Source organism: Citrobacter sedlakii NBRC 105722, assembly GCF_000759835.1.
Taxonomy (GTDB): Bacteria; Pseudomonadota; Gammaproteobacteria; order Enterobacterales; family Enterobacteriaceae; genus Citrobacter_A; species Citrobacter_A sedlakii.
On record NZ_BBNB01000015.1, the window covers coordinates 86,427 to 109,399 of the forward strand.

Sequence of the window (22,973 nt, forward strand, 5' to 3'; positions counted from 1 at the left end):
GTAAATGCATCTGGTCTAAACGGCCAGCAAACTGGCTCGTACCTTCACCACCACTTTCTTAATTTCGCCTGGCTCCCGAAATACGCATCCTGGCTTATGCGGCTCTCCCGGCATAAACACGGCGAACATCCCCGGTTGCAGGGTGACAGACTGTTCGTCTGCGATCTCACTACACAACTGGTAATCCTCTTCTTCATGCATCTCTTCGCAACGTCGCGCCGCGCCGTTCACGCCAAAGTGAATGCGCTCTTTCCCCGCTAACAGCAATTGGATATCGATATACTGCTCGTGCAGCTCCGCTTTCTTTTCCGTCGGCAACTGCGTGAAAAATTCCATCACATTCATAAAAATATTGTCGCTCTGCAGCGCATAGCGACCAGGCGCTTTTTCCTGCGGCCTTGCCGCCAGCGCAAGCGTCAGCGCATCCAGAAGCACAGGATGCAAACCTGCGGACGGTAACGAACGAACTTCACCCAATATCATAGACGTTCTCCTTGAGCCAGCAGCGCTGCGCCCAGTAACCCTGCATCGTGTCGGTAGTGCGCGGCGGATAATGCAACGTGATAGACCGGCGGTTGTTGGGCCAGAAAATCGCCGACCTGCGTCAGATAACCTTCCGCCAGTCCGACGCTGCCGCCCACCACTACCCGCTGGCAGTCGGTGATCGCTTTGACATCGGCGATCAGCCGCGCCAGTACTTTCGCCGAGCGCGTAACCAGCTGTGCCGCCTGCGCATCCCCTTCCGCCGCGCGTGCAAAAAGGGTTCTGGCGTCGCAACCAGCAAGATCGCCTTGCGCGGCGGCGGCAATGCCGCGTCCCGAGGCAATCGCCTCCACGCAGCCAATCCGACCGCAGCCGCACCGTGGGCCGTTCGGATCCGCCAGGGTGTGTCCGAGATGCCCGGCCAGCCCCCCGCTACCGGTCAGCAGTTTGCCGCCGCTCACCACCCCGCCGCCCACACCGGTCGACACGGTGATAAACACCATATCGCGGGTCGCATCGGCCAGCGCCTGGTATTCCGCCCAGGCCGCTGCCTGCGCATCGTTGACCGCCAGGGTCGGTAACCCGGTGATCGCTTTTACTGTTTCAACTAGCGGAAAGTGTAGCAACCCGCCGAGATTTTGCGGGTTAATCGCCAGCAGGCTACCGTCGCGAATTATCCCGGTTGACGCAACAGCAACCCGCTGCGCCTGCGCCTGCAGCGGCGCAATCAGTTCCGCGAGCGCTTCGCGCAGGGCATCTGGCGTTTTACTGGCGGGCGTTGGACGTTCAATTCGTTCGCGGATCTGTAAATCCTCATCCACCCGGGCGGCGGCGAGTTTGGTGCCGCCAATATCAATCGCCAGCGTCGTCATAGCACCGCCTTTTTCAGCGCCGCGTTGTACCACCCGCAGATGTGTTCCAGACGCGTAATCGCAGACCCCACCGTCACCGCCCAGGCGCCGTGACGCATCGCCTCCGCGGCCTGTGCTGGCGTGTTGTAGCGCCCTTCGGCAATCACCCGACACCCGGCGTCGCTCAGGGTTTTGACCAGCGCCAGATCGGGCTCTTCTGGCGTTTCCGGCGTCGTGTAACCGGAAAGCGTGGTGCCAATCATATCCGCGCCCCGCTGATGGCAGGCCAGTCCGTCCTCACGCGACGCGCAGTCCGCCATCGCCAGACGCTGATGATGATGGATCCTCGCCAGCAGCGCGTCCACAGGAACCGGTCGCACGCGATCGGTACCATCAAACGCAATAATATCCGCCCCGGCCTGCGCCAGCGCATCGACATCGTCCAGAAACGCGGTGATGCGCACAGGAGAGTCGTCCAGATCGCGCTTGAGGATGCCGATAATCGGCACGTTCACCACAGCGCGCGTTGCCCGTACATTGTCGATGCCTTCAATACGCAGGGCGACCGCCCCCGCCTGCTCCGCCGCCAGCGCCATCGCCGCAACGATGTCCGGCTTATCCAGCGGACTGCCGGGAACCGGCTGACAGGAGACAATCAGGCCGCCGTTTGCGGCGATACTTTTATCCAGTTGAGCAAGTAACGACATACTTCTTCCCTTCCGAGTGTTACCCGGTACGAGACCGGGTAAATGGCTTAACTTTTACCTTTCGCTAACGCGCTTTTATCGCCGCCGAGCGGTACGGCGCCGCTGAACGGTTTACCATCAATGGCGTCGTGCGTACGTAATGCTTCCGGGCGCAGCCAACGCTGCACGCGGGACGGCATATCCAGGCCAATCAGCAGGATCACCACAAAGGTCAGGCTAAACGAGAGCGATCCCAGCGCGGTACCCAGATCCAGACGCTGGGCGATAAGCGCGCCGAGGATGGGGGCCAACGCGCCGCCCAATGCCCCCACGTTATAGGTGAAGCCCAGGCCCGCCGCACGCTGATCGGTGTCAAAATAACCGCCGATCAGCTTCGGTAAGATCCCGGAGATCCCCTGCCCTAACATCTGCTGGAAAAACAGTAGCAAACCGAGCACCCAGACGTTTGTGCCGCCAATCGCAAACACCGGAATGATCAATACTTGCGAGGCCAGCAGACTGCAAACGTAGGCTTTGCGCGTGCCAAGCCAGTCGCCGAGGAAACCGCCCACGCAGCAGCCGACCGCCGCGCCAAAACCGCTAAAGAACAGCACGCGCGCAACGGTTGACGGATCGTACGCCAGTTCGGTTTTCAGATACGTTGGCAACAGCGCCTGGATAGGCCATGAATAGAGGAACGCAAACAGCACGACGACCATCAGCATCACCCCTGTCGGCCAGCGCTTGCCGCTGCTTTGCACCATGAAGCTGATAAAGATAACCGCGCACAGCAGGCCAAGCACGGCAACGATCGCCGCATTTTGCAGGTTGCCGGCAAAGCAGAACCACAGCGCTGTTGCCGCCGCGATCGTCATCAATACGTTGACGACACGATGCTCGCCCCGATAGAGAATATCGACCATCGTGCGCACCGGCGCTTTACCTTCATGCTTCTCTTTCCAGTCTTCGGCTTCCGGAATGTTTTTACGCAGCCAAAGGGCAAAGACGATTGGCAAAATGCCGATAAAAAACAGTGCACGCCATCCCCAGACAGGAACGACAAGGCTATAAACCTGTGCGGCAACCACCGCACCGACGGAGAAACCGGAAATCAGAAAGCCGCTGGCTTTGTTACGCAGATGTTTCGGCCAGCTTTCAATGACGTACGTGGCGCTGGAGCCGTATTCCCCCGCCATGCCCATGCCGATCACCAGTCGGGCGATAAACATGGTGGTGTATCCCGGCGCAAAACCGCAGGCCAGGGTTCCCACAGAGAACATAATGATGCTGGTGACCATCGCCAGACGACGCCCGTAGCGATCGCCCATCGCCCCCAGCATCAGCCCGCCAAACCAGCGGGAAATAAAGGCCGCCGAAATCAGGCTTGCCGCCTGTACCGTCGTCAGCCCAAATTCGCTCTGTACTTCGGTCAGGACAAGGGCAATTAACACAAAGTCAAAACCATCCAACAAATATCCCAGCCATGCGGCAGAAAACGCCCGCCATTGGGCGCGATTGAGATGGCGATACCACGGGATGCTTTGGGTACACTTACTCATAACACTCTCCCGATAATTTTTGCTGTTATGCCGGATGGCGGCGTTGCCTTATCCGGCCTACAGAGTATGTTTTGCAGGCCGGGCAAGCGAAGCGCCCCCGGCTTTTCACGGTTACGCCTTCTCTGCCAACAATTGCTGAGCCAGCGCCTTCAGTTCCGGTAGATAGCGTTCGTCTACCGGGGCAAACGGCTTACGGCACAGCGGGACGGACAGCACGTCCATGTAGTGCAGTACCGTTTTCAGCCCACGGAATACCCCGGTTTTTATCAGCAGATCGATAACCTGATTACACTCGGTTTGCAGTTGTTGCGCAGCCTGAATGTCACCGGCCTTAAGCGCCTTTACAATGCCCTGGTAGCGCCAGCCCATAATGTTATAGGTGCTGCCGATCCCACCATCCGCCCCCGCCAGCAGGCCGGAAGCAAAAATCTCATCGTAGCCGTTGTACAGCACCAGATCCGGATGCGCGCGACGGATTTGCTCCATCTGATACAGATCGCCAGAAGTTTGCTTCAGCGCGCCGACGCCCGGTAGCGTCACCAACGTGTTGATCTGATCCAGGCTGAGCTTCACGCCGCTGAGCGCCGGGATGTTATAAACCACCATGGGTAATCCCTCTGCCGAATCAATGATTGCCCGATAGTGGTCGCAATGCTCCTCAAAACTAAACGGATAGTAAAACGGCGTCACCGCGGAGACAGCGTCAAAACCATAGCGATGCGCCGCCCGGGCGAGCTGTTGGCTTTCCGCGGTACTCACCGTTCCCACATGGGCAATCAGCGTGACGTCGCCCTTCGCTTCTTCCGCGACAACTTCCAGTACCCGCTCTCTCTCCGCGACGCTCTGAACGAAGGCTTCCCCGGTCGACCCACCCACATAAAGCCCATCGATGCCCTGCGAGACAGTAAAGCGCACCAGACGGCGCAGACTGTCGATATCCAGCTGCTGTTGCGAATCGAAAGGGGTTAATAACGCTGGCATTACGCCTCGTAACTCTTTTGCCATACCGACCTCTGTCACTGTTAGTGTTATCTGATTGCATACCTTTATACCTGTTATACCAGATCAAATAAGCAGCAGTGCAATACAGCGTGCTTATATTGCGATCTGCTTCACTAAAGGATCGTTATTTTTTAGATCGAGACTGTTGTCCGAGGGCGTGCCAGGTGGCGGAGACGCTATTGAGATGGGTTTGTAACGCACGATCGGCTTCGTCAGGATCGCGCTGACGAATCGCTTCGACGATCGCGATATGCTGCTGATAGCTAACGCTATTATGCTCATGAAGCTCGCGATCAGGTACCGTTGGACGCGCGGCGATCAGCCAGTCGAGCAAAGCGACATGGATCGCCATGAAAATCGGATTACCGGGGATCTCCGCCAGCACGCGGTGAAAATCCACGTCGGACCGGATAAACAGCGCGTTGTCATCCAGCGACTGGCTGTTGAGTTCCAGCGCTTTCGCCAGTAGATCGATCTGCGCGTCAGTGGCGTGCTCCGCGGCGTAGCGCACCAGACTCGATTCAAAAAACAGCCGCAGTTGTTCGAAGTGGGCAATGCCTCCGGGATGGGCGAGGAAATCTTTCGCCATGCCGGACAATTCGCTGATGATCGTGTCGGCGGAAGGACGGGAGACACGGGCGCGTTCACCATTATTGATCTGCACCAGCCCTTTACGCTTGAGCGCCGCCAGCGCTTCACGCACCGAGGGGCGTCCCACGTTGAAGAATGCCATCAGCTCACGCTCAGACGGAAGCTGTTCGCCCTCGCCAAATTCCCGACGACGAATCATTTGTTCCAGTTCTTCTTCCACCATCTCAGAGAGCTTTTTCCGCGCCAGCGGACGTTTTCGCAGACTACGACCGATAAGGGCAGACGAATTTTCAGCTTGTGAATCAAATGTTTTCATAAGACCTGATCAGCACGTTACGGGAATGTATAGCAGCTTCATCCTAACACAGGATCGAAATAAGGGGGAAACAGGGCGGCAGGCATAAAAAAACAGGCTCTGACGAGCCTGTTTGACATCACTTCACCACGCGAAGCGCTGGTCGTCCACCGCGCGGCGGCGGATCGTTATCCGGATTGTCGTCGTCATCACGATCCGGCTTATCGCCGTCGATAACCGACATGACGGTTTCGCTCTCAGCGCCAGACGCCGCGTCATCATCATTCAGGCTGGCAACGTCTTCGTCGTACGCCGCTTCCGGTTCAAACATCGTTCCGGCGCCGTTTTCACGCGCATAAATCGCCAGCACTGCCGCCAGCGGGACGGAAACCTGGCGCGGTACGCCGCCAAAACGCGCATTAAAACGCACTTCGTCGTTGGCCAGTTCCAGATTCCCCACCGCGCGCGGGGCGATATTCAGGACGATCTGACCGTCGCGCGCATACTCCATTGGAACATGCACGCCAGGCAACGTCACATCCACCACCAGATGCGGCGTGAGCTGGTTGTCGAGCAACCACTCATAGAAAGCACGCAGCAGATAAGGACGACGTGGTGTCAGCTGTGACAAATCCATAGGCATTAACCCCGGCCGAGGCGCATTTCACGTTCAGCTTCGGTTAAAGAAGCCAGGAAAGAGTCACGTTCAAAGACGCGGGTCATATAGCCTTTCAGCTCTTTCGCGCCCGCACCGCTGAACTCAATGCCCAGGATCGGTAAACGCCACAGCAGCGGCGCCAGGTAGCAATCGACCAGACTGAATTCATCGCTCAGGAAGTACGGCTTCTGACCGAAGACCGGCGCAATCGCCTGCAGTTCTTCACGCAGTTGCTTACGCGCGACGTCCGCTTCCGAGGCAGACCCGTTGACGATGACGTTCATCAGGGTGTACCAGTCTTTTTCGATACGGTGCATGTACAGGCGGCTTTCGCCACGTGCGACCGGGTAAACCGGCATCAGCGGCGGATGAGGGAAACGCTCATCCAGGTATTCCATAATGATGCGAGATTCCCACAGGGTCAGCTCACGATCCACCAGTGTCGGGACGCTCTGATTCGGGTTGAGGTCAATCAGATCCTGAGGTGGATTGTCCTTCTCCACGTGCTCGATCTCAAAACTCACACCTTTCTCAGCCAGCACAATGCGGACCTGATGGCTATAGATGTCAGTAGGACCAGAAAACAGCGTCATTACCGAACGTTTGTTGGCAGCGACAGCCATGAAAACCTCCAGGTATATTCAGAATTTTTACTGCTACCAGCCACCGCGTGGCCAGCCAGAAGTGATGTCACCCACATCGGAAAGGTCATCATCGTTCAAAAAGCAAACAAAAAATGAGCAATACCCGATATTTGGGCAGAAAATTGGATGATAGTTTACCAGATTTTGTGACCTTTGTGGTGAGTCGATTCCGGAAATGGGGAAAAAGAGGGAGTTGTCAGGGGATTACGCCCGATTTATCCATAAAAAAACCCGCCGAAGCGGGTTTTTTCGCCAAGAGTCTTCTGCCTGAGGCAGAGAACCATTAACGTTTGGAGAACTGCGGACGACGACGTGCTTTACGCAGACCGACTTTCTTACGTTCAACCTGACGAGCGTCACGAGTAACGAAGCCAGCTTTACGCAGTTCAGAACGCAGAGACTCGTCGTACTCCATCAGAGCGCGGGTGATACCGTGACGGATCGCACCAGCCTGACCAGAGATACCACCACCTTTAACAGTGATGTACAGATCCAGTTTCTCAACCATGTCGACCAGTTCCAGCGGCTGACGAACTACCATGCGAGCAGTTTCACGACCGAAGTACTGTTCCAGAGAACGTTGGTTGATTACGATTTTGCCATTGCCCGGTTTGATGAACACACGAGCTGCGGAACTTTTGCGGCGACCAGTGCCGTAGTATTGATTTTCAGCCATTGCCTATAATCCCGATTAGATGTCAAGAACTTGCGGTTGCTGTGCCGCGTGGTTGTGCTCGTTGCCAGCGTAAACTTTCAGTTTACGGAACATCGCACGACCCAGCGGGCCTTTTGGCAGCATGCCTTTAACCGCGATTTCAATCACACGCTCAGGACGGCGAGCAATCATCTCTTCAAAGGTCGCTTGTTTGATACCACCGATGTGGCCGGTGTGATGATAGTACACTTTGTCAGTACGCTTGTTGCCGGTTACAGCAACTTTGTCAGCGTTCAGAACGATGATGTAATCACCGGTATCTACGTGCGGAGTGTATTCCGCTTTGTGCTTACCGCGCAGGCGAAGAGCCAGTTCAGTAGCCAGACGGCCCAGAGTTTTACCGGTCGCGTCAACAACGTACCAGTCGCGTTTTACGGTTTCTGGTTTAGCTGTAAAAGTTTTCATTAAAAGCTTACCCAATAAATAAGTTACACGTTGGTGAACACCCAAACGTTTAGTCAGTTGAGGTTCACACGACAAAGTCCGGCAAACCTACCCCTTCGAATAGCCAATGCCAGCACACAAAAAGTTTCGGGAAAAAAACTTTCTTGTAACGTGGGGTCGCAGGATTATAGAGAAGTCGGGGTCAAAGATCGACCCCTTTTTGTGATTTGTGTAACGGTCATCCGCGCCGGAGGGCGAGCGTTCAGGGCATATGCTCCCGCTTGAGGTACTCCTCGCTCTGCATCTCCTGCAACCGCGACAAGCAGCGCTGGAACTCGAACTTCAGCCGCTCCCCCTGATAAATATCATATAAAGGCACCGCCGCGCTGATCACCAGCTTGACATGGCGTTCGTAAAACTCATCCACCAGCGCGATAAAGCGCCGCGCTTCGCTCTCCATCAGCGGCGTCATCACCGGCACATCGAACAGCATTACCGTATGGTAAAGGCGCGACAGGGCAATGTAGTCATGCTGGCTGCGGGCGTCGACGCACAGCGTGTCGAACGACACCGCCAGCGTTTGGTTTTCGGCGCCCAGCGTCGGCAGCGGACGGTGATTGATTTCCAGCGTCGGCCCCTGCTCGCGCTTCACCCCTGCCAGCGCCAGCCACAGCGTATCCATCTGTTGCCGCGTTTCATCGTTAAGCGGTGAAAGCCACAGGTGCGCCTGGGTCAGGGTTCGCAGGCGATAATCAACGCCCGCGTCCACGTTCATGACGTCGCAATGTTGCTTAATGGCATCAATGGCGGGAAGAAAGCGTGCGCGCTGCAGGCCATTACGGTACAGCTCGTCAGGCGGAATATTCGAGGTCGCCACCAGCGTGATACCGCGGGCAAACAGCGCTTTCATCAGCCCGCCGAGCAGCATCGCGTCGGTAATGTCGGAAACAAAAAATTCGTCAAAGCACAGCACGTCCGTTTCGGCCTGAAAACGGTCAGCGATCGTTTCCAGCGGATCGCTCTGCCCCTGGAGCGCCGTCAGTTCTTCATGGACGCGCAGCATAAAACGATGAAAGTGCAGACGCTGTTTACGTTCGCCCGGCAGACTATGGTAGAAAAGATCCATCAGCCAGGTTTTCCCACGCCCGACGCCGCCCCACATATATAAGCCGCGCACCGGGACGCGCTGCGTCACTTCTCGTTTTCCCAACAGCTGGCCGACGCGGGCCATAAAGCCTTTCACCGGGGCGGCTGGCGGCGTCTTCACCGTTAGCGCCTGATAGATCGCCTCCAGGCGGTTAACCGCCTCTTTTTGTACGTCGTCGGGTTGGTGGGTGCCGTCGTTAATGGCTTTCAGATAACGCGATGTGGGGGAAATGCTTTGCATGATGTTATTGTTATTCCTTGAAAATCGGTGTGCCGTCGTTCACGGTTGTCGAAAAAAAGGCCGTTCTACACTACGCGATATACACGTGGGATTCCACTTCTGCGGGATTAGCGGTTATAGTGGCTATATCAGGCGCGGGCATGGAGCCTAAAGCCAACACCCTACGGAAACAAAAGACAACGGGAGATGTTCATGACCTGGGAATATGCGCTAATTGGTTTAGTCGTCGGCATCATCATCGGCGCCGTAGCCATGCGTTTTGGTAATCGCAAATTACGTCAGCAACAGGCGTTGCAGTACGAACTGGAAAAGAACAAAGCTGAGCTGGAAGAGTACCGTGAAGAGCTGGTGAGCCACTTTGCCCGCAGCGCCGAACTGCTGGACACCATGGCCCACGATTACCGCCAGCTGTATCAGCACATGGCGAAAAGCTCCAGCAGCCTGCTGCCGGAACTGTCTGCAGAGTCGAATCCGTTCCGTAACCGCCTGGCGGAGTCTGAAGCCAGCAACGATCAAGCGCCGGTGCAAATGCCGCGTGACTACTCTGAAGGCGCATCCGGCCTGCTGCGTAGCGGCGCAAAGCGCGACTGATCGCACATCGGCACGAAATTTTCCGGGCGCGCTCATTGCGCCCGCCTCTTCTCTCCCGTCCCGACTATCATTTAATCATTATCCGCATTGTTAGCTGACTGAAAATTCAATAACATCAACCTGTTTTGAATCGACTTTCCTTTCACTCAAGGTACGAGAGCAGGATCCATGAAAAAACACACCCAGCTGTTGAGTGCTTTAGCGTTAAGTGTCGGGTTAACTCTCTCGGCACCGTTTCAGGCCGTCGCCTCGATTCCCGGTCAGGTTCCGGGCCAGCCCGCGTTGCCGAGCCTGGCGCCGATGCTCGAAAAGGTGCTGCCTGCCGTGGTGAGCGTGAAGGTTGAAGGCACCGCCACCCAAAGCCAGAAAGTACCGGAAGAGTTCAAAAAGTTCTTCGGTGACGAACTGCCGGATCAGCCCTCACAGCCGTTCGAAGGTCTTGGCTCCGGGGTGATCATCGACGCCGCGAAAGGTTATGTGCTGACCAACAATCACGTCATTAACCAGGCGCAAAAAATCAGCGTACAGCTTAACGACGGTCGCGAGTTTGACGCGAAGCTGATTGGCAGCGACGACCAGAGCGACATCGCCCTGCTGCAAATTCAGAACGCCAGCAAGCTGACGCAAATCGCTATCGCCGACTCCGACAAACTGCGCGTCGGCGATTTTGCGGTGGCCGTAGGCAACCCGTTCGGTCTGGGACAGACCGCCACCTCGGGTATCGTCTCCGCGCTGGGACGCAGCGGGTTGAATCTGGAAGGACTGGAAAACTTTATTCAGACCGACGCCTCGATTAACCGCGGGAATTCCGGCGGCGCGCTGCTTAACCTGAACGGCGAGCTTATTGGCATCAACACCGCCATCCTCGCGCCCGGGGGCGGCAGCGTGGGCATTGGCTTTGCCATCCCCAGTAATATGGCGCGCATTCTGGCGCAGCAGTTGATTCAGTTTGGCGAAATCAAACGCGGCCTGCTCGGTATCAAGGGCACCGAAATGACCGCTGACATCGCCAAAGCGTTCAAACTTGACGTTCAGCGCGGCGCGTTTGTCAGCGAAGTGCTGCCGAACTCCGGTTCCGCGAAGGCAGGCGTGAAATCCGGCGACGTCATCACCAGCCTCAACGGTAAGCCGCTCAATAGCTTTGCCGAACTGCGATCGCGTATCGCCACCACTGAACCGGGCACAAAAGTGAAACTGGGCCTGCTGCGTAATGGTAAGCCGTTGGACGTGGAAGTCACGCTCGACACCAGTACTTCCGCCTCTGCGAGTGCGGAAATGATCGCCCCGGCGCTTCAGGGCGCGACGCTGAGCGACGGTCAGCTGAAAGACGGCAGCAAAGGCATCAAAATTGACAGCGTGGAAAAAAGCAGCCCGGCCGCCCAGGCTGGTTTGCAGAAAGATGATGTGATTATCGGGGTCAACCGCGATCGCGTCCATTCCATCGCCGAAATGCGCAAAGTGCTGGAAGCGAAACCGTCAATCATCGCGCTACAGGTGGTTCGCGGTAACGAGAGTATTTACCTGCTCCTGCGCTAATGCGACTTAACCGGACATCAGCCCCGCGTGTGATGTCCGGTTAACTCGTGGTATGCTGCTGCCGTTTCCTTTATTAATGACGCCTCCATCATGTTTGTGAAGCTCTTACGTTCGGTCGCAATTGGTTTGATTGTCGGCGCCATTCTTCTGGCCGCCATGCCTTCGCTACGCAAAATCAACACCCTTTCCGTACCGCAATACGACAGCGCCGACGAGACGCCGGCGAGCTACAACTCTGCGGTACGTCGCGCGGCGCCTGCGGTGGTCAACGTCTATAACCGCAGCATGAACAGCACCGCGCATAACCAGCTGGAGATCCGTACGCTCGGTTCGGGCGTCATTATGGATCAACGCGGCTATATCATTACCAACAAGCACGTGATCAACGATGCCGACCAAATCATCGTCGCCCTTCAGGATGGTCGGGTGTTCGAAGCGCTGCTGGTCGGCTCCGACACGCTGACTGATCTGGCGGTCCTGAAAATCAACGCCACCGGCGGCCTGCCAACCATTCCGATCAACACCCGTCGCACGCCACACATTGGCGACGTCGTGCTGGCTATTGGTAACCCGTACAACCTCGGGCAGACCATTACCCAGGGGATTATCAGCGCGACGGGGCGCATCGGCCTGAACCCGACGGGACGGCAGAACTTCCTGCAAACGGACGCCTCGATCAACCACGGAAACTCCGGCGGCGCGCTGGTGAATTCGTTGGGCGAACTGATGGGAATCAACACGCTGTCGTTTGACAAGAGCAACGATGGTGAAACCCCGGAGGGGATCGGCTTTGCCATCCCGTTCCAGCTGGCGACCAAAATTATGGATAAGCTGATCCGCGACGGGCGCGTGATCCGCGGCTACATTGGCATTGGCGGTCGCGAGATTGCGCCACTGCACGCACAAGGCAGCGGGATGGATCAGATCCAGGGGATCGTCGTAAATGAAGTCGCCCCGGATGGCCCGGCGGCGCAGGCGGGAATTCAGGTTAACGATCTGATTATCTCGGTGAACAATAAGCCGGCAGTGTCCGCGCTGGAAACGATGGATCAGGTGGCGGAGATCCGACCGGGGTCGGTGATCCCTGTGGTGGTCATGCGTGATGACAAGCAACTGACGTTGCAGGTCACCATTCAGGAATACCCGGCGACCAATTAATACGCTGCATCCGTCACGCTGCCGCTTTGTTGGCTATGGTCATTCTCCCCAGTCTCGTACTGTTCGTACGCTTCTGGGGTTTCACTGACTTGCTGCCCCGACGCTACGTAAATGATTCGGGGTACAGAGAATATCCGCCAAACCCAATCACAAAAAAACCGGAGTCTGCGCTCCGGTTTTGTCTTTTCTGGCTACGGTTCGCTTACTTGTTAACGAACTCTTCGCCAAGCTGAATGTCTTTCTTCAGCGTGTCCAGCATGCCTTCCAGCGCATTCTGTTCGAATGCGCTCAGTTTGCCGATAGACTGACGTTCTTCCACGCCGTTTTTACCCAGCAGCAGCGGCTGAGAGAAGAAACGCGCATACTGGCCGTCACCTTCAACGTAGGCACATTCCACCACGCCTTTTTCGCCCTGCAACGCGCGAACCAGAGACAGGCCAAAACGTGCCGCCGCCTGGCCCATCGACAGGGTTGCGGAACCGCCACCGGCTTTTGCTTCAACCACTTCAGTACCCGCGTTCTGGATACGTTTGGTCAGGTCAGCCACTTCCTGCTCGGTAAAGCTCACGCCCGGGATCTGCGACAGCAGCGGCAGAATCGTCACGCCAGAGTGTCCGCCAATTACCGGAACTTCAACGTCGGTTGGCAGCTTACCTTTCAATTCCGCGACAAAGGTGTTGGAGCGGATGATGTCCAGCGTGGTGACGCCAAACAGTTTGTTCTTATCGTAAACGCCCGCTTTTTTCAGCACTTCAGCGGCGATAGCCACGGTGGTGTTCACCGGGTTGGTGATGATACCGATGCAGGCTTTCGGACAGGTGGTCGCGATCTGCTGAACCAGGTTCTTAACGATACCTGCGTTAACGTTAAACAGGTCGGAACGGTCCATGCCCGGCTTACGTGCAACGCCTGCGGAGATCAGCACCACGTCAGCGCCTTCGAGCGCCGGGGTCGCGTCTTCACCGGAGAAGCCTTTGATTTTCACAGCAGTTGGGATATGGCTCAGATCAACGGCCACACCGGGAGTCACTGGAGCGATGTCGTACAGGGAGAGTTCTGAACCTGAAGGCAGTTGGGTTTTTAACAGTAGTGCAAGCGCCTGGCCGATGCCGCCAGCTGCGCCGAGGACTGCGACTTTCATCCTAAACTCCTTATTATATTGATAAACTAAGTGTTTGTTGCTCCGCGGCGGCGACCATAATCCACAAATACGATGAATACAATCACTCATACTCAATTATGTGTAGTCACGCGAATTTAGCTTTTATGCATTTAATTTACGTAATACGAGGACGCCAGCGCAGTCGAGCAACTTTCCAACAGGTGGTGACAATATACCCTACTGCCCGACCAAAACAACATCATTTTGATAACAATTAATTTACTTTTAAGCTTATTTGCGAGGCGTGACACAGGCATGTTTCTTGATAACGAAATTTGATAAAATTCCGCTCTTTCATAACATTATTTCAGCCTTCACTAAGGCAGACTGTTTGCATAAAAATTCATCTGTATGCATAATAATGTTGTTTCCATCCTCATACTACGGGTGACTTATGCGAAGCTCCGCTAAGCAAGAAGAGTTAGTTAAAGCGTTTAAAGCGCTGCTCAAAGAAGAAAAATTCAGTTCCCAGGGCGAAATCGTCCTCGCGTTGCAGGATCAGGGCTTTGATAATATCAACCAGTCCAAAGTATCCCGCATGTTGACCAAGTTCGGCGCGGTACGCACCCGCAACGCGAAAATGGAGATGGTTTACTGCCTGCCGGCTGAACTCGGCGTCCCCACGACCTCCAGTCCGCTGAAGAATCTGGTGCTGGACATCGACTATAACGATGCGGTGGTGGTGATCCACACCAGCCCTGGCGCCGCGCAGCTGATCGCGCGCCTGCTGGACTCGCTCGGTAAAGCCGAAGGTATCCTTGGCACCATCGCCGGTGATGACACTATCTTCACCACGCCGGCGAACGGCTTTACGGTGAAAGATCTGTACGAAGCCATTCTGGAGCTGTTCGAGCAAGAGCTTTAATCCCCTTCACCCCGCTGCGTTCCGCGGCGGGGAAAACCCGGCCCGCACCTCAATTCACCCGCTTTTCTGCTGCATCTGATTTAACAGTTAGTGCCTTTTACTGCCTAAAGACATTCACATAGTGAATACATCTTCTCTAAAACGCACAAATCGCTAAATTGTATAACATTTTGATTTTATTGAAAAAGACACTAAATGCCTGCATTTTTAATGACGCATTGTTATAAAAATGTCGTTTTTAATCACTGACAAAGCAGCGAAACAGTTAGCGTGGTATTAATTTATCGCGTTATTAGTGTATACTCAGTTCTGTGATGAGGGTCACGAAACGAAGACCCCCAATAATAAAATTCGACGAGGTACTTATCATGAAAATCAAAACGACTGTTGCAGCATTAAGCGTTCTCTCTGTTCTTTCTTTCGGCGCTTTCGCCGCAGATTCGATTACCGCAGAACAAGCACAAAATCGCGAAGCAATGGGTTCTATCTCCGTAAGCGCGATCGGCTCAAACCCGATGGACATGCATGAAATGCTGAACAAAAAAGCCGAAGAAAAAGGCGCATCAGCGTATCAGATCACTGAAGCCCGCAGCGGTGACAACTGGCATGCCACTGCCGAACTGTACAAATAAACCCTCGTCGTCTAGTCCGACGACCTTGCCCCCGACTGTCGGGGGCTTTTTTATGCCTTAATGACGGACGTTGAAGCGCAACTGCCCTTCCAGCTCTTCTTCCGCTTCATCAAACAGCAGAATCAGCGCGCCATAGCGTCTGCGCAGCTTGTCGGGGAGATGCACAAACTCGATCTCCAGCGGCAGCGGCAGCTTTTCGCTCATAACGATATCCCACAGCGCATCGAGATCGTTCACGTTTTCGCTGGCGAGGCCAAACATCCGGGTAAATTCACGATAAAAATCGTTCTGATCCTCAATTTCATCAAAATCAAATGTATAGATGTTCATTTATCGCCACCTTCCCGACGCCACCTCACTTACAGGCCGCCAATGTGCAGGGTTTTCACTTCCAGGAATTCGTCCAGCCCCAGCACCGATCCTTCACGTCCCAACCCTGACTCTTTCACGCCGCCAAACGGCCCCAGCTCGGTGGAAACCGCACATTCGTTAATGCCGATCATGCCGCTTTCAATGGCCTGCGAGACGCGGAAAACCCGCTGCAGGTTTTGCGTATAGAAGTAGGCGGCGAGACCAAACGGCGTGTTATTCGCTCGCTGAATGACTTCGTCTTCGCTGGTAAAACGGAAGCAGGCGGCAACCGGCCCAAAAGTCTCCTCGCTGGCCAGCTTCATGCCATCACTGCACTCCCCCAGCACCGTCGGTAGCCAGAAGTTACCGCCAGACGGATGCGCCTTGCCGCCCGCCAACACCTTCGCGCCTTTCGCCACTGCATCGTCGACGTGCTCACGCACTTTGTCGACCGCAGACGGCTCTATGAGCGGCCCGACCACTACGCCTTCGTCCAGTCCGTTGCCGACCTTCAGCGCCTGTACTGCGTCCGCCAGCCTGCGGGTAAATTCGTCATAGACGTTCTCCTGAATATAGAAACGGTTGACGCTCACGCATACCTGACCGGCATTACGGAATTTATTGGCGATCGCACCCTGCACGGCGGCATTGATATCGGCATCGTCAAATACGATATAAGGCGCGTTGCCGCCCAGCTCCATCGAGACCTTTTTCATCGTTTCCGCCGCGTTTCGCACCAGCGTTTTCCCGACGGCAGTGGAACCGGTAAAGGAGATTTTGCGCACTTCATGGCTGGCCATAATCGCGTCGCTGATCTCCTGCGTATTGCCCGCCACGGCGTTGAGGACGCCATCCGGTACGCCCGCTTTCTTCGCCAGGGTAAGCAGCGCAAAGGCGCTTAGCGGTGTGTTATTGGCGGGTTTAATCACGCCGGTGCAGCCAGCGGCCAGCGCCGGGCCAAGTTTTCGCGTCAGCATCGCCATCGGGAAGTTCCACGGGGTTATGGCCGCCACCACCCCCACCGGTTCACGGGTCGCCAGAATGCGCGATCCGGGTTTGACCGGCGGAATAATTTCACCGTTAGCGCGTTTAGCCTGCTCCGCAAACCACTGGATAAAGCTGGCGGCGTACTCCACTTCGCCTTCCGCTTCTTTCAGCGGTTTCCCCTGTTCGGTGGTCATTAACTGGGCCAGCCAACGTTTATTCTCAATAATCAATTCGTACCAACGGTACAAAATAGCCGAGCGCGCTTTCGCCGTTTTCGCTCGCCAGGCGGGAAACGCTTTGCTGGCGGCGGCAATCGCCTCCTCGGTCTGCTGTTTACCCGCTTTGGCGACCTTCGCGATTATCTCGCCGGTGGCCGGGTTCAGGACATCAAAGGTGGTATCCAGCGTTTTCCACAATCCATCAACCAGATATCCCGTCTGGAAAAGTTCGTTCTCCTGGAGCGTTTGCATGGTGTTTCTCCTTTCGATGTCATGGTTTTGCGCACATCGAATAAGTATAGCCATAAAAAAACCGACGCTTTTGGCGTCGGTTTCAGGTCAGCTATCGGTGAGCGCATGTTGATACTTGTGTAGCATGCCGGTCAGACGTTTTACCGGCTCGGTCACCTGCGGCGGCGCTTCCCAGACTCGCAGTTTTTCCTGATAGACGTTCAGCTCCTCCAGCAATTGCGCGAAGTAGCGTCGACGCTTATCGTCATTGCTGGCCGATATTACGTGATCCGCTGTACGGCGCAGCTGGCGGTGAAACGCTGACAGATCCTCGTTGACTGGAACAGGCGCGTCGCGCAGGCGCTGATGCGCAATGATCATCGTCAGGGCAAGACGGAATTTCGGCAGGTCGCCAGGAAATTTGTTCATCAACAAAAACAACTGCTGATAAAGCGCCGGAAGATGATTCTCTTTACGACGCACCACGTTGGTGGTCATCGCCGAGACCGCCGCAGAGACAAACTGGTTCAGCAGCACACGCCCGGTACGGGCGCGGGAGTTATCACGCACCAACAGGATAACCAGGAACGCCAGCACGCAGCCGACAATTTGTCCTAACGCGCTGTCGAGAAACTGGCTGAAATGGAAGGTCATCGGGTTGTCCAGTACGATAATGTTAATGGTACTGGCAAGCGCCCCCATCGATCCCAGCCGCCGCTTCTGTACTTCGATCCCGAGAAAGAACCCCAACACCGCAAGACTCAGACACAGCAGCAACATGCTTTGCTGGGTATTAGGCAGGATCACCAGAAAGTAAAACGCCCCCAACGGCAGCGCCGCGAGCGTCCCGTAGATAAAATCGATCCCCACCATCCGCGGATTCGGCAACCGCATGGCGAGCGAGGTCACCACCGCGATCATGACCATTGCCCCGTTGCCGGAGGTCCAGCCGGTCCACAGCCAGAACAGGCTGCCCAGTACGCAGGAAATCGTGGTACGCCAGAAGTTGACCATCGCATGATGACGCTCGGCGGATTCCACTTTCACCACCGGCTCGCCCTCCAGGATCTCCTCCTCGGTACCGCTAATTTTGGTATTACCGATTACTCCCCGTTTAAGCAGAAGATAGCGCGTCGCCGCCCCGGCCCAGGTGTACAAGGTCACCGGCGTTTCGCGCTCGCCGGTCCACGCAATCACCCGACGCAGGCGTTTAAGCTGTTTATGCACGTCCTGCGCCGTTTCAACGGGCATATCGAAGAACTCCCGGAACGTATCGGTGATCGCTTCCGGTCGCGTATTCTGAATCAAATAGGTTTCGCAGGACTGAGTCACCATGGTCAGCGAAAGCGTGTTAATCGCCTTCAGACGGCGGTTGGCAAGCGCCCAACGCGATGATTCCATGTTCAGGTTACTGCGCATTCCCTCCAGCGCGGCGGTTCGCCGCACCAGATCGCCCCAGGCCTGATCCACTTCTTCGCTGTCGCCATGTTTGATACACAGCTGCATCAATTGGTACTGCGCGACCAGCAGGCTGTCCAGTTCGCGATCCACTTCCTGTTTGATGGATCGCGGAGAAAACAGAAGATCCGCCATGATGGCGCAGACAATCCCGATGACGATTTCGCTACATCGTTCAACGGCGAACTGCGGCGTCAACAGCGGTTCCGGCTGAATGGTGATAACGATAATCAGGGCGGTATAGCCCGACAATCCCCAGGCATAGGAGTTTTCGATACGCACCAGCGACGATACCCAGGTACAAAACCCCGCCCAGATACAGCACACCATAATCATCAGCAGCGGCGCGCGGATCATCGTCGTGATGATCACCAGGGCGGCAATACAACCGATGAAAGTCCCAATAATACGCAGCATCCCGCGATAGCGGATAGCGCCGGAATAGGGTTCGCCGCCAGCGGCGAAAGCCGGTCCCGCCGCGACGATAGCCGCGGTCAGAACGGCCCAGCGCGGCGTCTCAAGCTGAAAATGAAAGCCAACAAACAGCGCCAGTACGATGGCGCATGCCAGTTTAACCGCAAAGCGGATGTGCTGGTTGGCAATGGAAAAAATACCCATCGCGATTAACCAAACTCGCGCAGACGGTGCGCCATTTTACGGAAGAACGAGTCGTTGTTGGCGTCGCGATCCTGCGTACCGGTGACAACCACGGTGGCGGTCGTCCCGGCAGGCCACAGGTTCTCCTGCTGATCGTCAAGACGAATACGCACCGGCACGCGCTGCGCCAGACGGACCCATTCAAGGTTAGAATCGATAGTGGCCATACCTTTGTCGTCACGCGTGCTGCTGGCGTTGGTCACCCCCGCCGCCACGCTGTCCACCGTACCTTTCAGCACCGTGTTGCTGCCCAGCGGGGTGATCTCGGCGCGGTAACCCGGACGCACGCCTTCCAGTTTGGTCTCTTCCATATAGGCCAGCACGTAGAACGAGTTTTGCTTCACCAGCGCCACAGCGGTGGAGCCCCGGGTAATAAATTCGCCAGTATAAACGTTAAGGTTAGTGACCCAGCCGTCGGCCGGAGCGCGGATCACGGTACGCTCAAGATCTAATTTTGCCAGGTCGCGGGTCGCCTGCGCTTTCGCAAGCTGATGTAAGACGGTTTGCAGAACGTTATTGGCCTGGTCGATTTCCTCTCGTGACATCGCCTGTACGCCAAGACGGTTACGGCGGCTGGCCTCCTGACGTTTTTCCTGCGACAGCACCCGGTAATAGGCGACGTCGGCTTCTGCTTCTTCAAGCGCTTTCTTGTAGCGCGGCTGGTCAATGGTAAACAGCACCTGATCTTTCTTTACCAGCTGGTTATCATGCACATTCACGTTAGTGATCAGCCCGGAAACATCGGGCGCAATGGCGACCACGTCGGCGCTGAAGCGCGCGTCACGCGTCCACGGTGATTCGGTGTAATAGACCCAGGCGCGAAAAATAGCGATGAACGCCAGGATGACCAGAACGAGGGTAATGGCCGTACGGGAGAGTTTTCTTGTTAGTGTTTTCACTTCAACCTCAAACGAACAGGCGCGATATTAAGTAAAAGAGACAGCAATACAGCGCGGTATTGAACAGAGCCGGATGCCAGACAAAATCATAGATGCCCGTGGGCACAAGCACCCGGCGCACCAGCCAGAAAATCGCCAGTGACAGAAGCAATTCGAAAAATATCGGTGGGAAGGACAGACCAAACACCACGATAACGGGAAACAGACTCATGTTGACCTTGATTTTTTAGAGAGTGCAGGCGATACAGTTTTTAGCCGTGTCGCCGCGGAGAAGGGCAAGGAAAGCCAGGCGAGAGCGACGCAGCCGTTATTTGAATAATAATATATTAACGTAACTGTTATGCTGTTATCTATAATATGTGATCTAAATCACTTTTAAGCCAGAGTGAATAATGGAACGATTAAAACGGATGTCGGTGTTTGCCAAAGTCGTGGAATTTGGCTCCTTCACCGCCGCGGCCAGACAGCTACAAATGAGCGTTTCATCCATCAGCCAGACGGTTGCAAAACTGGAAGATGAACTGCAGGTTAAACTGCTCAACCGCAGTACGCGCAGCATTGGGCTGACTGAAGCCGGTAAAATTTACTACCAGGGCTGCCGTCGAATGCTCCATGAAGTGCAGGATGTTCACGAGCAGCTTTACGCGTTTAACAATACCCCTATCGGCACGTTGCGGATCGGCTGTTCTTCAACGATGGCACAAAATGTCCTCGCCGGACTGACCGCAAAAATGCTGAAAGAGTACCCCGGCCTGACGGTGAATCTGGTCACCGGTATTCCCGCACCCGACCTGATTGCTGACGGCCTGGACGTGGTGATCCGCGTGGGCGCGTTACAGGATTCCAGTCTGTTTTCCCGCCGCCTGGGGGCGATGCCAATGGTGGTTTGCGCCGCCAAACGCTATCTCGCGCAGTATGGCATACCGGAGAAGCCAGCCGACCTCGCAAACCACTCATGGCTGGAGTACAGCGTCCGTCCGGACAATGAGTTTGAGCTGATCGCGCCAGAAGGGATTTCAACCCGTCTGATCCCGCAGGGACGCTTTATCACCAACGATCCGATGACCCTGAGCCGCTGGCTGACCGCCGGCGCGGGCGTCGCCTACGTCCCGTTGATGTGGGTGATCAACGAGATTAACCGCGGAGAGCTGGAGATCTTATTACCGCGTTATCAGTCCGATCCGCGTCCGGTTTATGCCTTGTATACCGAAAAAGATAAGCTGCCGCTGAAAGTGCAGGTCGTGATTAACTACCTGACCGATTATTTTGTCGATGTATCGCAGCTATTTCAGGGAATGTACGGTCGGGGAAAAGAGAAAGGCTAAATTGCCCGATGGCGCAGTCGCTTATCGGGCACGCAGGAACACAACACGCCAGGCCGGATAACTCGCAACGTGCGGCCATCCGGCACGGCAGACCCGCAACTTACGCGGTGCCGCCCACGGTCAGGTTATCCACCTTCAACGTCGGCTGACCGACGCCCACCGGCAGGCTCTGTCCTTCTTTGCCGCAGACGCCGACGCCGTTGTCCAGCTTCAGGTCATTACCCACCATAGAGATCTGCTGCATCGCTTCGATCCCGGAACCAATCAGCGTTGCGCCTTTTACCGGTTTGGTCACTTTACCGTTTTCAATGAGATAGGCTTCCGAAGTCGAGAAGACGAACTTACCAGAAGTGATATCCACCTGACCGCCGCCAAAGTTTGGCGCGTAGATGCCATATTCGACGGATTCAATGATCTCCTGCGGGGTGGATTTTCCCGGCAACATATAGGTGTTGGTCATGCGCGGCATCGGCAGATGTGCGTAAGACTCACGACGACCGTTTCCGGTTGGCGCAACGCCCATTAAGCGCGCATTCAGCTTATCCTGCATGTAACCTTTCAGAATGCCGTTTTCGATGAGCACGTTGTACTGGCCCGGCGTGCCTTCGTCGTCAATCGCGACAGAACCACGACGATCGACCATCGTGCCGTCATCCACCACCGTACAGAGTTCAGAAGCGACCAGCTCGCCGACCTGTCCACTGAACACCGACGTACCACGACGGTTAAAGTCGCCTTCCAGTCCGTGGCCTACCGCTTCATGGAGCAGCACGCCCGGCCAGCCCGCGCCAAGCACCACCGGCAACGTGCCTGCCGGCGCGGCGACGGCGGAGAGATTAACCAGCGCCATACGTACCGCTTCTTTCGCCCATGCGTCTGCGCGAACCTCCCCGTCCAGATCCGCAAGGAACCAGTCATAGCCGAAACGACCGCCGCCGCCGCTGGCGCCGCGCTCGCGTTTACCGTCTTCTTCCACCTGTACGCTAACGGAAAGACGCACCAGCGGACGCACATCCGCCGCCAGCGTTCCGTCCGTTGCCGCCACAAGGATCAGTTCATAGACGCCGGTCAGGCTCGCGGTGACTTCCTGCACGCGCGTATCAGCGTCTCGCGCCACGCTATCGACACGACGCAGGATATCGAGCTTCTCCTCACGGGTCATGCTCTGGAGCGGGTCCACTGAGGTATAAAGCGCGGAGTGTTCCACAGCGCCCAGCGTTTTCACTTTTCCGTCGCCGCTGTCTCTGACAATGGTGCGCGCAGCCTGTGCGCTCTGGCTCAGCGCCTGCAGGCTGATCTGGTCTGCATACGCAAACCCGGTTTTTTCGCCGCTGATCGCCCGTACGCCCACGCCCTGGTCAATATTGTAAGAACCATCCTTAATGATGCGATCTTCTAAAACCCAGGATTCGTGATAGCTCGACTGAAAATAGAGATCGCCGTAATCGAGACGGCGTTCGGCCAGTTGGCCCAAAATGGCAAACAGATCCTGATGTTTCAGGCCGTTTGCTGCCAGCAATTGTTCACTTACCAGGTTCAGACTCATCGTTTTGCTACTCGTTAGTTGCTGCGTAGGAGAGCGCTATGCTAAAAAATTTACGCCGGATGGCGCTGCGTTTATGCGGCCTACGGAAACGTCATAATGTAG

General features: G+C 55.8%; 24 protein-coding genes. 6 read left to right on the plus strand and 18 right to left on the minus strand.

What is annotated here, in order from left to right:
• Positions 1–15: 15 nt before the first annotated feature.
• The 11 genes from nanQ to zapE all read right to left on the minus strand — a co-directional run bounded on the left by nanQ (position 16) and on the right by zapE (position 9,255).
• Positions 16–483, minus strand: coding sequence for an N-acetylneuraminate anomerase (gene nanQ / locus CSE01S_RS19210; RefSeq protein WP_042291934.1), 468 nt, complete (start codon positions 481–483; stop codon positions 16–18).
• Entirely contained in the window at positions 480–1,355 is an 876-nt protein-coding gene (gene nanK / locus CSE01S_RS19215; RefSeq protein WP_042291936.1) for an N-acetylmannosamine kinase, read from the minus strand. Before nanK ends, nanQ begins: the two co-directional genes overlap by 4 nt.
• The gene (locus CSE01S_RS19220) at positions 1,352–2,041 is read right to left on the minus strand and encodes an N-acetylmannosamine-6-phosphate 2-epimerase (protein ID WP_042291938.1); all 690 of its coding nucleotides are present in this window, start codon (positions 2,039–2,041) and stop codon (positions 1,352–1,354) included. The genes nanK and CSE01S_RS19220 overlap by 4 nt, the downstream gene beginning before the upstream one ends.
• 47 nt (positions 2,042–2,088) lie before the next feature.
• The gene (locus CSE01S_RS19225) at positions 2,089–3,579 is read right to left on the minus strand and encodes an MFS transporter (RefSeq protein WP_042291941.1); all 1,491 of its coding nucleotides are present in this window, start codon (positions 3,577–3,579) and stop codon (positions 2,089–2,091) included.
• A 111-nt stretch (positions 3,580–3,690) separates the two neighbouring features.
• The gene (nanA, locus tag CSE01S_RS19230; RefSeq protein ID WP_042291944.1) at positions 3,691–4,584 is read right to left on the minus strand and encodes an N-acetylneuraminate lyase; all 894 of its coding nucleotides are present in this window, start codon (positions 4,582–4,584) and stop codon (positions 3,691–3,693) included.
• A 121-nt stretch (positions 4,585–4,705) separates the two neighbouring features.
• Positions 4,706–5,488 (minus strand): transcriptional regulator NanR, encoded by a 783-nt coding sequence (nanR, locus tag CSE01S_RS19235; RefSeq protein WP_042291946.1) that lies wholly within the window; start codon positions 5,486–5,488, stop codon positions 4,706–4,708.
• Between the two features lie 118 nt (positions 5,489–5,606).
• Entirely contained in the window at positions 5,607–6,104 is a 498-nt protein-coding gene (sspB, locus tag CSE01S_RS19240) for a ClpXP protease specificity-enhancing factor (RefSeq protein ID WP_042291947.1), read from the minus strand.
• A 5-nt stretch (positions 6,105–6,109) separates the two neighbouring features.
• Complete coding sequence (gene sspA, locus CSE01S_RS19245; RefSeq protein WP_042291949.1) at positions 6,110–6,748, minus strand: stringent starvation protein SspA; 639 nt, start codon at positions 6,746–6,748, stop codon at positions 6,110–6,112.
• Between the two features lie 304 nt (positions 6,749–7,052).
• The gene (gene rpsI / locus CSE01S_RS19250; protein ID WP_000829818.1) at positions 7,053–7,445 is read right to left on the minus strand and encodes a 30S ribosomal protein S9; all 393 of its coding nucleotides are present in this window, start codon (positions 7,443–7,445) and stop codon (positions 7,053–7,055) included.
• A 15-nt stretch (positions 7,446–7,460) separates the two neighbouring features.
• Entirely contained in the window at positions 7,461–7,889 is a 429-nt protein-coding gene (gene rplM / locus CSE01S_RS19255) for a 50S ribosomal protein L13 (RefSeq protein WP_000847556.1), read from the minus strand.
• A 241-nt stretch (positions 7,890–8,130) separates the two neighbouring features.
• A complete protein-coding gene (gene zapE, locus CSE01S_RS19260; protein ID WP_042291953.1) occupies positions 8,131–9,255 on the minus strand; it encodes a cell division protein ZapE in 1,125 nt (374 codons plus the stop codon).
• A 192-nt stretch (positions 9,256–9,447) separates the two neighbouring features.
• Here zapE and zapG point away from each other — a divergent pair, with 192 nt between their 5' ends.
• The 3 genes from zapG (at position 9,448) to degS (ending at position 12,540) form a co-directional block, all read left to right on the plus strand.
• A complete protein-coding gene (gene zapG, locus CSE01S_RS19265) occupies positions 9,448–9,846 on the plus strand; it encodes a Z-ring associated protein ZapG (RefSeq protein ID WP_042292056.1) in 399 nt (132 codons plus the stop codon).
• Between the two features lie 168 nt (positions 9,847–10,014).
• A complete protein-coding gene (gene degQ / locus CSE01S_RS19270; protein WP_042291955.1) occupies positions 10,015–11,382 on the plus strand; it encodes a serine endoprotease DegQ in 1,368 nt (455 codons plus the stop codon).
• A gap of 90 nt (positions 11,383–11,472) precedes the next feature.
• Positions 11,473–12,540, plus strand: coding sequence for an outer membrane-stress sensor serine endopeptidase DegS (gene degS, locus CSE01S_RS19275; RefSeq protein ID WP_042291957.1), 1,068 nt, complete (start codon positions 11,473–11,475; stop codon positions 12,538–12,540).
• Positions 12,541–12,742: 202 nt separating this feature from the next.
• Here degS and mdh read toward each other — a convergent pair whose 3' ends face one another.
• Positions 12,743–13,681 (minus strand): malate dehydrogenase, encoded by a 939-nt coding sequence (gene mdh, locus CSE01S_RS19280; protein ID WP_042291960.1) that lies wholly within the window; start codon positions 13,679–13,681, stop codon positions 12,743–12,745.
• 415 nt (positions 13,682–14,096) lie between these two features.
• Here mdh and argR point away from each other — a divergent pair, with 415 nt between their 5' ends.
• Positions 14,097–14,567, plus strand: coding sequence for a transcriptional regulator ArgR (argR, locus tag CSE01S_RS19285; RefSeq protein WP_012135369.1), 471 nt, complete (start codon positions 14,097–14,099; stop codon positions 14,565–14,567).
• A gap of 368 nt (positions 14,568–14,935) precedes the next feature.
• Entirely contained in the window at positions 14,936–15,199 is a 264-nt protein-coding gene (gene yhcN / locus CSE01S_RS19290) for a peroxide/acid stress response protein YhcN (RefSeq protein WP_042291961.1), read from the plus strand.
• Between the two features lie 57 nt (positions 15,200–15,256).
• On the opposite strand, the gene CSE01S_RS19295 is transcribed toward yhcN, so the two are convergent.
• The 5 genes from CSE01S_RS19295 to aaeX all read right to left on the minus strand — a co-directional run bounded on the left by CSE01S_RS19295 (position 15,257) and on the right by aaeX (position 20,211).
• Positions 15,257–15,529, minus strand: coding sequence for a barstar family protein (locus CSE01S_RS19295; RefSeq protein WP_042291964.1), 273 nt, complete (start codon positions 15,527–15,529; stop codon positions 15,257–15,259).
• A gap of 29 nt (positions 15,530–15,558) precedes the next feature.
• Positions 15,559–17,007 (minus strand): NAD-dependent succinate-semialdehyde dehydrogenase, encoded by a 1,449-nt coding sequence (locus CSE01S_RS19300; protein WP_042291967.1) that lies wholly within the window; start codon positions 17,005–17,007, stop codon positions 15,559–15,561.
• 87 nt (positions 17,008–17,094) lie between these two features.
• The gene (aaeB, locus tag CSE01S_RS19305) at positions 17,095–19,062 is read right to left on the minus strand and encodes a p-hydroxybenzoic acid efflux pump subunit AaeB (RefSeq protein WP_042291969.1); all 1,968 of its coding nucleotides are present in this window, start codon (positions 19,060–19,062) and stop codon (positions 17,095–17,097) included.
• Positions 19,063–19,067: 5 nt separating this feature from the next.
• The gene (gene aaeA / locus CSE01S_RS19310) at positions 19,068–20,000 is read right to left on the minus strand and encodes a p-hydroxybenzoic acid efflux pump subunit AaeA (protein WP_042291971.1); all 933 of its coding nucleotides are present in this window, start codon (positions 19,998–20,000) and stop codon (positions 19,068–19,070) included.
• 7 nt (positions 20,001–20,007) lie between these two features.
• A complete protein-coding gene (gene aaeX, locus CSE01S_RS19315) occupies positions 20,008–20,211 on the minus strand; it encodes a p-hydroxybenzoic acid efflux pump operon protein AaeX (protein WP_000051841.1) in 204 nt (67 codons plus the stop codon).
• A gap of 181 nt (positions 20,212–20,392) precedes the next feature.
• Here aaeX and aaeR point away from each other — a divergent pair, with 181 nt between their 5' ends.
• The gene (gene aaeR / locus CSE01S_RS19320) at positions 20,393–21,325 is read left to right on the plus strand and encodes an HTH-type transcriptional activator AaeR (protein ID WP_042291974.1); all 933 of its coding nucleotides are present in this window, start codon (positions 20,393–20,395) and stop codon (positions 21,323–21,325) included.
• 100 nt (positions 21,326–21,425) lie between these two features.
• Here the strand turns inward: aaeR and tldD are convergent, their stop codons facing one another.
• Positions 21,426–22,871 carry a metalloprotease TldD gene (tldD, locus tag CSE01S_RS19325; RefSeq protein WP_042291977.1) on the minus strand — a complete coding sequence of 482 codons (1,446 nt, stop codon included), beginning with the start codon at positions 22,869–22,871 and terminating at the stop codon, positions 21,426–21,428.
• Positions 22,872–22,973 lie beyond the last annotated feature (102 nt).